General features: G+C 47.5%; 7 protein-coding genes. All 7 read left to right on the forward strand.

Annotation, left to right across the window (positions count from 1 at the left end):
* The first annotated feature begins 28 nt into the window (after positions 1-28).
* The 7 genes from Q5076_RS08475 to Q5076_RS08505 all read left to right on the forward strand — a co-directional run bounded on the left by Q5076_RS08475 (position 29) and on the right by Q5076_RS08505 (position 12,054).
* Entirely contained in the window at positions 29-1,819 is a 1,791-nt protein-coding gene (locus Q5076_RS08475; RefSeq protein WP_303012417.1) for a RagB/SusD family nutrient uptake outer membrane protein, read from the forward strand.
* Between the two features lie 26 nt (positions 1,820-1,845).
* Complete coding sequence (locus Q5076_RS08480; RefSeq protein WP_303012419.1) at positions 1,846-3,387, forward strand: glycoside hydrolase family 30 beta sandwich domain-containing protein; 1,542 nt, start codon at positions 1,846-1,848, stop codon at positions 3,385-3,387.
* Between the two features lie 36 nt (positions 3,388-3,423).
* Positions 3,424-4,833, forward strand: coding sequence for an Ig-like domain-containing protein (locus Q5076_RS08485; RefSeq protein WP_303012421.1), 1,410 nt, complete (start codon positions 3,424-3,426; stop codon positions 4,831-4,833).
* Positions 4,834-4,930: 97 nt separating this feature from the next.
* Positions 4,931-6,124, forward strand: a complete 1,194-nt coding sequence (locus Q5076_RS08490) for a glycosidase (RefSeq protein WP_303012424.1) — start codon at positions 4,931-4,933, stop codon at positions 6,122-6,124.
* A gap of 257 nt (positions 6,125-6,381) precedes the next feature.
* Positions 6,382-8,259 (forward strand): sodium:solute symporter family protein, encoded by a 1,878-nt coding sequence (locus Q5076_RS08495; protein ID WP_303012426.1) that lies wholly within the window; start codon positions 6,382-6,384, stop codon positions 8,257-8,259.
* 39 nt (positions 8,260-8,298) lie between these two features.
* The gene (locus tag Q5076_RS08500; protein ID WP_303012428.1) at positions 8,299-10,797 is read left to right on the forward strand and encodes a PQQ-binding-like beta-propeller repeat protein; all 2,499 of its coding nucleotides are present in this window, start codon (positions 8,299-8,301) and stop codon (positions 10,795-10,797) included.
* 120 nt (positions 10,798-10,917) lie between these two features.
* Complete coding sequence (locus Q5076_RS08505; protein WP_303012429.1) at positions 10,918-12,054, forward strand: N-acetyltransferase; 1,137 nt, start codon at positions 10,918-10,920, stop codon at positions 12,052-12,054.
* Positions 12,055-12,061 lie beyond the last annotated feature (7 nt).

Below are 12,061 nucleotides of genomic sequence, written 5' to 3' on the forward strand. Positions count from 1 at the left end.
TAAGATTTACACTTTGAAAAATTAAATTATGAAAAAGAATTGGTTATCATATATGCTTGTATCAGCTCTCCTTTCAGGAGCGCTGACATCATGCAGCGACTCTTTTCTGGATCTGAAAGACCCGAACCACTTTACAAATGAAAATTTTTGGAAAGATAAGGCGGATGCGGAAAGTGCATTGGCAGCGGCTTACTCACCTATCAAATACCAGATGTACGGATATTACGGTGCATTTGACGGATGGCTCAACCTCAACAGCCGTGGAGACGATATCTTCACTATACTGAACGAAGAAGCCAGCATGTGGGATATTGCCACATTCCAAAACTCCGCAACAACAGGGAATGACCCCTACGGCGCACTGTATACAGGCATCCAACGCGCCAATATTGTACTGAGATATATCGACAATGTTCCGGCAAGCGGCATTACGGAAAGCGATCGTGCCACCATTAAAGGGGAGGCCCTCACGCTAAGAGCCTATCAGTATTTCCTGTTAGTGACCAACTACGGAGAAGTTCCTTTACGCCTAATCCCATCGAACGAAGACGAAGCCGACAAAAAAGCATCTCCCGAATCCGAAATCTGGGCACAGATTGAAAAGGATTTGCTTGCCGCCATCAAAGACGGAAACCTGCCCGAAAACCGCCCTGCAGAACAAAAAGGACGTATCGAAAGAGGTGCAGCCATCACTATACTTGGCAAAGTATATGCAACGCAGCATAAATATGCCGAAGCCAAAACCTTGTTGAAAGGCCTGATTGATTCCTCTTACAGTTATGTTGACGGTTCCAATCCGGGCAAACGCTATCGACTGATGGAAAACTTCGTGGATAATTTTACTACAGCCAATGAAAACAATGCCGAATCCGTATTTGAACTGCAATATAGCAGTGACGGCGATATGTCATGGGGCAACGAAGGCGGCATCAGTTTGGGAAGCTCACTGGCACAATTTGTAGGTCCCGCCAAATCAGGAGGATGGGCTAAATTGATGCCTTCCGCATTCCTTGTCAGCGAATTCACCACTGAGACACGCGGCGGTAAACCCCAAATTCAGATACCGGATTTGGACAAAGACGGAAATCCGCAATTCAACGAAGACGGAAGTCAAAAAATGAAAGAAATTGACAACCCCGATAAAACAGCAGAACCAAACTCGAAATATGATAAGCGTATCTATGCCAGTATGTTCTTCACGCCAAGTGAATACGGCGATTGGGTATCAGAAGAAAACGGTTGGTATGACGGGAAATTCTACGGTGGTCTTTTCACAATGGATGATCTTTGGACAGGTAATGCTTCCAAAATGGCCGGTGGCGCTCCTATCTTTAATGTCAGCCAGTCCAGCGGTGCGCAAATCGGTAAGTTTCTTCTGAAAAAATATACCGCACACTACGTAAAATCAAGAAGCGCCGACAACATGGGCAATGTGGAAGGGAGAGCAAATAATGTACGTGCAATACGTTTCGCAGAAACACTGTTACTATACGCTGAAGCTTGCGCCAAGGTTGCAGACAAAGACCAAGCCAACTGGGCATTGAACGAAATCCGCCAAAGAGCGGGTTTACCCCAAAAGAAATTCGAACAAATTGACTTGATGAAAGAGATTGAACACCAATGCCTGCTCGAATTCTTCGGTGAAGGCCATCGCTTCGACGACTTGAAGCGTTGGTACACAACTCCCCAAATCCAGATGATATTAAAAGGCAATGATAAACAGGGAGCTTATAACTTCAAGGAAAAATATAAATATTTCCCGATTCCTGCAGGAGAGCTGAACAACTCATCAGTGGAACAGAATGGGTTATGGAAATAATTAAAAACAATTTAAGAAACGAATTTATGAAAAAGATATATTTATTTGTAAGCACATCTTTATTCTTGCTGCTCGGCTGCATCACTGCTTGTGATGACAATAGCCTGAGCCATGACGACGTGTATATTCCAGATCCGATGGTCATATCCGACGAAGATGACGGTCTTTCACCGGAACCCAGCACAGAATCGGTTATCAAAATCCAACCTGAAAGCAAGCAGCAGGAAATCGACGGTTTCGGGTGTAATTTCGGATGGGCGGAAGCCGTATATGGGTGTACCAAACGCGAACAAATCATGGATGACCTATATGGTGAAAACGGATTGAGGTTTAATATTTACCGTGGAGAAGTATGTGCTTCATCCGCATCGGAAGATGGCAAAACATTCAATTTTAAAACACAAGAGAACTACCATTTAGGAGCGCATTCTGCGGAAGCAAAAGCACTTTTCAGTTCAAACAGCGACAAATTCAAAGAATACGCGCAATTGTGGATTATCGACTATCTATGCAAGAAAAAGCTGATGGACATCTATTATTTCTTTTCCGTATGGACTCCTCCGATTGTGTGGAAATCTTTTGGTCCAGGTGAGGAAAAAGGCGGCGGAAGCGGTTCTTTCGATAGTAAATACAGCAAAGAGTATGCCGAATTCCTTACCGGTTTCGCAAAAGCTTTTAAAGAGAAATTCGGCATCAATGTCTATGGTATCTCCGGCTGGAATGAGCCCGACCAGTCTATGGGCGGATGGGACGGATGTATGTGGGGAAACCAGCAAATGGCAGATTTCGTAATGGAAAACCTGCGTCCGGAACTGAACAGGCAAGGCCTGCAGGAGACAAAAATCATTTATGGAGAATTACCTTGGTGGGCAAACGCCGTTGAATGGGTGGAAACCGCACTGAAAGACAATCCGGAATTAGTAGACGCCAACCTCGTTGCAGCGGGGCACGGTTATTCGACAGTTGACGCCAACATATTACCGATGAAAACAGCCGAAGAAAATGGAATCCACGTATGGCAAACAGAAACTTGTGACGATAAAACCCGCGACGAGACATGGAATGATGCGATGAAATGGGCAAAGAACTATCACGATTACCTGACGAAGGCGCGTACCAATGCCGTTGTATGGTGGGCAGGAGCACGTCAATGCTCAACGACCGGTGAAAACCTTCTCCAAACTGATGCTTGGGATTTCAGTACCAACTATTATCGCGTAGACCGTTACTACTCTATCGGGCAATTCTCCAGATATATCAAAAGAGGTTCGACACGTGTAGATGTAGAAACCGTATCGACTACGGCAAATAGAATTCCGAGGGATTTGAGTGCATCGGCATACATCAAAGACGATACTTATACCATCGTATTGGTGAACAAATCAAAAAGTAGAGCATTTGACGCTTTACTGGAAATCGAAGGCAAAGAATTTGAAAGTATGGTTTCATATACTTCCAATTCCAGTGTAAAGTGGTTCCGCAAGAAACTGAATCCTTCTTCAACCGGAAAACGTTCGGTTAATGTACCTAAATACAGTGTGGTAACTATCACCGGAAGATTTAAATAAAAGGAACAACTGAACTTAAAATGAATTAATACACGAATGAAAAAGAATATTATATACTTGGCAGGAGCTTTATTAAGCTCCGCCATACTAACATTCGGATGTTCGGAAGACATCCCCTCGTACAGTGAGCTGACTATCGACAAAACGGAGGTTTTCATACAAGCGGACGGAGCCAACCCCTTTGCTGAAATCAATATCACAAACGGGAATGGCAATTATAAAATAACCGTAGCTGACGAGAACATAGCAAGTGCCGCTTTAGATGGCAACCGTATTATCATCAATGGCCTGAAGGATGGAGCTACAACTGCTACCGTAACGGATTGGAGCAAACATTCGGCCGCGTTCACCATCAAGGTAAAAGAAGATTTCGAACTGAAACTGGACAAAGAAGAATTAGTCATGTTCCTGGGTGAAAACGAAACAGAACTAGTTAATATCATCAGCGGTAATGGCGGCTATCGAGTGGAAAGCAGCAACAACGAAGTAGCTACTGCCGAAATAAACAACGATGGCAAAATATTAGTTACCGCACTTAGCAGTGATTTCTGCAATATTATCGTAACCGATGCCGACGGAAATAAAACGACCTTGAAGGTTAAAGTATGCGTCAATCATCTGGTAATTGAGGATATAACGGGAAAAGTTTGCATGATAGGCAAAGACTTGAATATCAATATCACATCCGGTAATGGCGAATATTCAGTAGTCAGTGAAAATCCGGAAATAGCAACGGCGGAAATAGCGGAAGACGCCATTAAAGTAACAGGAGTTTCCAAAGGAGAAGTCAATATTACTGTTACCGACAAAATGAAACTTACAAGTTCCATAAAACTAAGGGTAACAGGCGGACTTGATATAGAAACGACCCAAATCGACAACTTGTGGATTGGCGAAGAAGTAAAAATTCCTATAATAGACGGTAGCGGACATTACACTATCGAATGCGGTTCGTCCATGACATGTGTTCTCTCTAAAGATAAGCCGGAACTGGTTATAAATGGCGCTGAAAAGAAAATGGCATTGAATCAGAAGATTACAGTCACCGACGATATACTCGGAACATCGGCCGTAATCACCGTGAAATGCATTGATTATCCGTTTGAAAAGAATATAGCAAGATGGTTTATCCAAGGTTCCTTCGGAATACCGGGCGGATGTTCCATCAATGAAACAGACGGTATCACAACGATAAAGGCCGGAGACAAAAATATACGAAACGGCTTTGTTATTTCTTTCAAAGGAAATCGTACAGAAGGCAGTAAGACCGATGCGACATTATATACTATCAATAGTGCCGGACAGAACGGTAGTGAAATTAAGATTTCGAATGTGGTGATGGAAAAAGTGCAATATGATGAAGGGCGGGAACCAAACGGCTTTTTCTGGATAAAGTTCCGTGAAGACGGAAAAGATTACGATTCTTACATTATAGCCCACACATAACCACATCAGTCCTATAAAAATGTATGAATCCGCCGGAAGTGCCCCCACACTTCCGGTAACTTCCGACTTTAGAAAGATATAGAAAGAACAATTCACTATGAGTAGAATTTATGATAACAGATTGCGCCTTCTGCAAGAAGCGCATGAAGCTCTGATAACCCGTCCGAACAAAATGATTCTTCCGGGCAACGGGATTTTTGAAAGATACGAATATCCGGTCTTGACAAATGAACACACCCCTTTGGAATGGCGTTATGATTTGAATCCGGAAACCAATCCGTATCTGATGGAACGAATCGGCATTAATGCCGCCATGAATTCGGGAGCTATCAAATGGAACGGAAAGTACCTGATGGCAGTACGTGTAGAAGGAAGCGACCGGAAATCTTTTTTCGCCATCGCCGAAAGCCCTAACGGAATAGATAACTTCCGTTTTTGGGAATACCCTTTGGCATTGCCAAACACCGACCCGGCGGAAACCAATGTATATGACATGCGCCTGACGGCTCACGAAGACGGCTGGATTTATGGAATCTTCTGCAGTGAAAGCCTGGATGCCAACGCTGCACCGGGCGATTTGTCTTCCGCCATAGCCAAAGCGGGCATTGTGCGCACCAAAGACTTGAGAAACTGGGAACGCCTGCCCAATCTGATTGCTAAAAGCCAGCAACGGAATGTCGTATTGCACCCGGAGTTCGTAAACGGGAAATATGCCCTATACACACGCCCGCAAGATAACTTTATCGATGCCGGAAACGGAGGAGGAATCGGCTGGGCGCTGATAGACGATATCACCCATGCAGAGGTAAAAGAAGAAACCATTATAAACCACCGCCATTACCACACGATTAAAGAGGTAAAGAACGGTGAAGGGCCTCATCCCATCAAAACCCTCAAAGGATGGTTGCATCTCGCCCACGGAGTACGCGCATGCGCTTCCGGCCTGCGTTATGTTCTCTATTTGTACATGACATCCCTGGAAGACCCGGCAAGAACCATTGCCGAACCCGGCGGCTTTTTATTGGCCCCCCGGGGAGAAGAAAGAATCGGAGACGTATCCAACGTGCTCTTTTCCAACGGATGGATTGCGGACGAAGACGGGACTGTGTATATTTATTATGCTTCTTCCGATACCCGGATGCATGTGGCAACTTCCACAATCGAGAGACTGACAGACTACTGTTTGCATACGCCGGCAGACGGTTTCCGTTCTGCAAAATCCGTAGAGAACATCTGCCGGCTCATAGAAACGAACAAGCTTGTTTTAGAAGAAAGCATTGCGGCATTGTAACTCCGGACATTTTACCGACCGTATCCCGGACCGTCAGGGTTTCCATGTTGAAAAAGGACAGAAACCCTGATGGATACGGCTATCCGGGCAACTGGCGATACGGCCTTACATTCAAACAGTTCCGCATTCAAACGGCTCCGTATCCAAAGCGAGGAAATATTTAAAGGATAGTATCGAAATGAGTTAAAATAATATTTGTTTCCCGCCCGCTTTCCCCCTACCTTTGCCGCCACTTATCAATTAACCAAAACGACCATATGAAATTACACACTGCCGACCTTCTCATCATCTGCGCTTACCTGGTTGCCATGATTGCCATCGGACTCATCCTGAAAAAACGTGCCGCCCAAAACATGGACTCTTATTTCCTGGGAGGAAAAACGCTTCCATTCTATATGCTCGGCCTGTCCAACGCTTCCGGAATGTTCGATATCACAGGTACGATGCTTATGGTGTACTGGGCGTTCGCCTACGGGTTCAAGAGCCTGTGGATTCCCTGGCTATGGCCGGTATTCAATCAGATATTCCTAATGGTTTACCTGTCCGTGTGGCTGCGCCGTTCGAACGTGCTCACCGGCGCCGAGTGGATTAAAACCCGTTTCGGAAAAGGAAAAGGGGCGACGCTTTCCCACACTGTGGTGATAATATTCGCCTTATTAAGCGTATTAGGTTTTTTAAGTTACGGATTCATAGGCATCGGTAAGTTCATGGAGATATTCATCCCCTGGGAAGCGGTATCCCCGTATTTCCCCTTCCATGTTCCCACGGAATACGTTCCCCACGTGTATGGCATCTTCTTCACAACCATCGCCACTTTCTACGTTATGCTCGGAGGGATGTTGAGCATCGTATGGACAGACGTCGTCCAATTCCTGATTATGACGGTAGCGGGCATCGTGATTGTCGTCATTGCCATGCAAATGGTGGCGCCGGAAATGATTCACTCATTCGTACCTGCCGGATGGGACTCCCCTTTCTTCGGACGGACGCTCGACATCGACTGGAGCAGCCGGATGAACCTTCTCACCGAACGAATGGCTAATGAACCTTACAGTCTGATAAGCATCTTTGTCATGATGGCCCTGCTGAAAGGAGTCTTTATGAGTATGGCAGGCCCCGCACCCAACTATGACATGCAGAAGATTCTATCCTGCAAATCCCCCAAAGAAGCCGCCCTGATGAGCGGTTCCGTATCCGTTGTCCTGCTAATCCCCCGCTACCTGATGATTATGGGATTCGCCCTGCTGGCTATCTACTTTTTCAAGGAAGACGGCGGACTGGCGCAGATGGAGACCACACGGACCGATTTCGAGACGATTCTCCCGCATCTGATTACACGTTATGTCCCGGCAGGACTGGCGGGCCTGCTGCTGGCGGGGTTGCTGGCTGCTTTCATGTCTACTTTCGCCTCCACGGTCAATGCAGCTCCCGCTTACATCGTGAACGACATCTACCTGAAATACATCCGTCCGGACGCAAGCGTAAAGACACAGATACGCAGCAGTTATGCAATTTCCGTGGCAGTAGTGGCAATCAGCACCGTTATCGGGTTCTTCCTGAAAGATATCAACGAAATCTTCCAATGGATTGTGGGTGCGCTCTTCGGAGGATACATCGCCGCCAACGTATTGAAATGGCACTGGTGGCGTTTCAACGGTGAAGGTTATTTCTGGGGAATGACCGCCGGAGTCATAGCGGCCGTTATCATGAAATTCACCGTTCCCGACGCATGGGTGCTTTACTTCTTCCCCGTACTGTTCGGCGTTTCCCTGGCAGGCTGTATCCTGGGAACCTATAGCGCCCCTGCAACCGACGAAGAAACATTAATCAGTTTCTACACTCGCGTACGCCCTTGGGGATGGTGGAAACCGATTGAAAAGAAAGCGGCGGCGCGTTACCCTCACATCCGGCCGAATAAAAATTTCAAAAGGGATGCCTTCAACGTGGCGGTCGGCATTGTCTGGCAATGCAGCCTTACCGTCATTCCGATGTATCTCGTTGTCCGTGAACAACTGGGGCTCTGGAGCTCAATCGGACTGCTTCTGGCAACCACGCTGATACTGAGAAAAACCTGGTACAAGCCTCTGTGCAAAGAAGAAATGCGTTACAATGAGGAAATGAAACAACTGAAATAAAAGAAATTAGCTTAACACACTAAAAACAGAGAACCGGCCATGAAAAGATTATCCGTCGTACTATTGCCAATCCTGCTATGCCTGCCGCTATGCGCTCAATTCAGAGGAACAGTCTACATCGACACCAACCAGTCGGGCACACCGGACAAAGAAGACAAACCGCTGGCGGGAATCCTGGTAACAGACGGGCTAAACGTGGTAGAGACGGATAAGAAAGGCCGGTTCTCTTTACCCGGATTTGAAAAGACGCGGTTTATCACCGTCACCACTCCCGCCGGATTCGAAACCGGGCAGTTCTACCTGCCCGTCAGCGAAAACAGAAAAAGCTATGACTTCCTGCTGGCCGAAAGCGAACGCACGAAATCCAAAGCGCATTCCTTTATTCAAATCACCGACACCGAAGTGACGGGAGGAATGGGACGCTGGGTCACCGACCTGAAACAGTATATCAATAACGAAAAGCCCGCTTTCCTGATTCATACCGGAGACATCTGTTACGAACCGGGATTGCGGATGCACCGGCAAATCGTCAACGCACAGACGATGGGCTGTCCCGTTTACTATTGCATCGGCAACCACGACCTTGTGAAAGGCAAATACGGGGAAGAACTTTACGAATCTGTTTACGGCCCGACATGGTATTCTTTCGATGTGGGCAATATCCATTACGTAGTCACTCCTATCGACCACGGCGACAATCCGACCGGCTATACCCTAACGGACGTATATAACTGGCTGAAAAACGACCTTGCCCACATCGGGAAAGACAAGGCCTTAATCCTCTTCAACCACGATTTGCTTACTCCGAGCGACATCTTCGTCTTCAAAGCCGACGACCGCCACATGCTCGACTTGCGGGCCTTCAACACCAAAGCCCAGATATACGGGCACATGCACTATAACTACGTCCGCAACCAGAACGGTATTTACACCATCTGCACAGGCACGTTGGACAAAGGCGGCATCGACCACTCGCCCGCCGCTTTCCGCGAAATCAAGATAGATGCCGGTAACAATATCAGCACGGAATTAAGATACGCCTTCATCGAACCGCACATCGCCATCGTCTCTCCCATAGACAACCAAACCGCAGCCATCCGCCCCGATACCGGCGGCCGGATTCCCGTTTCCGTCAATGCCTATCATTCCCAGGCAAAGACATCGCGCGTGTCCTATGTACTGAACGATACGGAGGACAACCGGGAAATAGCCAGAGGCGACCTGGCTCCCCTCACCGACTGGAACTGGAACGGAGACATCGAAGTGCCTGCCGGTACAGACGGGAAAAAACTGAGACTTACAGTCACCTCTTCTTTCACGGACGGAAAGAAAGTGACCGCTGCCAGCCGGTTCCTCTACCGGAAAGATTTCAAGCCGGCAAGCGTTCCGGGCAATGACTGGAATACGCTGCTTCAAAATGCGGCGCATTCCGGCGGCGTCAACGATTCCCGCATCAAGCTGCCTCTGCAACTTCAATGGACAGCCAATGCGGGCGGCAATATTTTCATGAGCTCTCCCGTCATTGCCGGGCAAAAAGTATTCATCGCCACCACGGACGATAACGTATCATTAAACACGTCCGTCTGCGCTTTCGACCTCAATTCCGGCAAACCGCTATGGAGATTCCGCACAGCCAATTCCGTTAAAAACACCATGGCATACGAAAACGGAATCATTGCGGTCCAGGATGTTTCCTGCCATCTGTACGCCTTAAACGCCGAATCGGGAAATCTGCTTTGGAAACGATACATCGACCTGCAAGGTTATCCCTACTTGCCGGAAGGCCTGACCGTACACGAAGGAACGGTCTACGCCGGAATCGGCTCCGGCCTGTCCGCCTACGACCTGAAAACAGGAAAAAGGCTCTGGACAAACAAAGACTGGAAACAGCGGGAAGGTGCTACCACCACGCTAACGGTTGCCCAAGAGGTATTAGTCAGCGGGACTCAATGGGGAGGATTATACGCCAATGACATCCACACCGGGAAACTACTCTGGAAACTGTCCGGCGACGGGCTTAGCAACCGGGGAGCGTCTCCTGTTTACAAAGACGGGGAATTATGGATTATCTCTTCCAAAAGCTTTTTCACCATAGAGCCTCAAACGGGGAGAATACTTCGGCAAAAGGAGTTGTCCGCCAACCTGGACGTTACCTCTACACCGCTTGTCACGGAAGAGGAAATTATCTTCGGAACCGCCGACTGCGGCATTCTCGCACTGGACAAATCCACCCTCTTCAATAAATGGAAACTGGAGACGTCTCCCTCTCTCGTGTACACCGCCCCTTATTCCACCGCCCCGCAAGCCGGAGTAGAAACCAGCCCTGCAGCATCGCAAGGCATCGTTTACATCGGGGCTTCCGACGGCTACCTGTACGCGGCCGACCAGACGACAGGCATTATAAAAAACAAACAATATATTGGAGCGCCGTTATTCTCGACCGTGGCTTTATCCGGAGACAAAATGATTGTCTGCGATTTCGCAGGCAATGTTTATTGCTTCTCGTCGGGACAGACCCGTTCTTCATTGCCGGATTGAACCCCAAGACAGAAAAATGAGGCGGCCCTTGCCTTCCGTCCGCACAGTTTTTGCCATCCCGCACGTTGTAATTTAAAGATTATCACGTATCTTTGTCTCCTCAAATCATAAATACGAGATATGGCTATTACAATCAAGAAAGTCTCCACGAAAAGAGAACTTAAAAAATTCATCCGTTTCAATTACAGAATGTACAAGGATAACCCCTACTCTGTGCCTGACCTCTACGACGATATGCTCAACACCTTCAACAAGAAGAAAAACGCGGCATTCGAGTTTTGCGAAGCCGACTACTTCCTCGCCTACCGGGACGGCAAAATAGTGGGACGTGTAGCCGCTATCATCAACAACCAGGCGAACGAAAAGTGGCAATGCAAGAACGTCCGCTTCGGATGGATAGACTTCATCGACGACGCCGAAGTATCTTCCGCGCTCATCAAGACCGTGGAAGATTGGGGAAAGGAACGGGGAATGACCCATATTGCCGGCCCTCTCGGATTTACCGACTTCGACGCGGAAGGAATGTTAATCGAAGGGTTCGACCAGCTCAGCACGATGGCTACCATCTACAACTATCCGTACTACCCCGTGCACATGGAGAAACTCGGATTTGAAAAAGACGCCGACTGGGTGGAATACAAAATCTACATTCCGGACGCCATCCCCGACAAACACAAGCGCATCTCCGAACTAATCCAACGGAAATACAACCTCAAAATAAAAAAATACACCTCCGGGAAGAAAATAGCCAAAGACTACGGCCAGAAGATATTCGAGCTGATGAACGAAGCATACAGCCCTCTCTACGGATACTCGCCGCTGACGCAACGCCAAATCAACCAGTACGTCAAGATGTACCTTCCGATTCTCGACCTGCGGATGGTTACGCTTATCACCGACGCCGACGACAAACTGGTAGCCGTCGGTATTTCCATGCCTTCGCTCGCCGAGGCGCTGCAGAAATCGCACGGCCGCCTGTTGCCTCTCGGATGGTTCTACCTGTTGAAGGCGCTGTTCATGAAACGACGTGCGAAAATGCTTGATTTACTACTGGTTGCCGTGAAGCCGGAATACCAGAACAAAGGTGTTAACGCTTTGTTATTTTCCGATTTAATTCCGGTTTATCAAAAATTAGGTTTTATCTTTGCAGAAAGCAATCCCGAACTGGAAATGAACGGAAAAGTCCAGGCGCAATGGGATTATTTCGAGACTCAACAACATAAGCGCCGCCGTGCGTTCATCAAAGAGATAAAATAAAAATAAC

Source organism: uncultured Bacteroides sp. (assembly GCF_958445495.1).
In the GTDB taxonomy this organism is placed as follows: Bacteria; Bacteroidota; Bacteroidia; order Bacteroidales; family Bacteroidaceae; genus Bacteroides.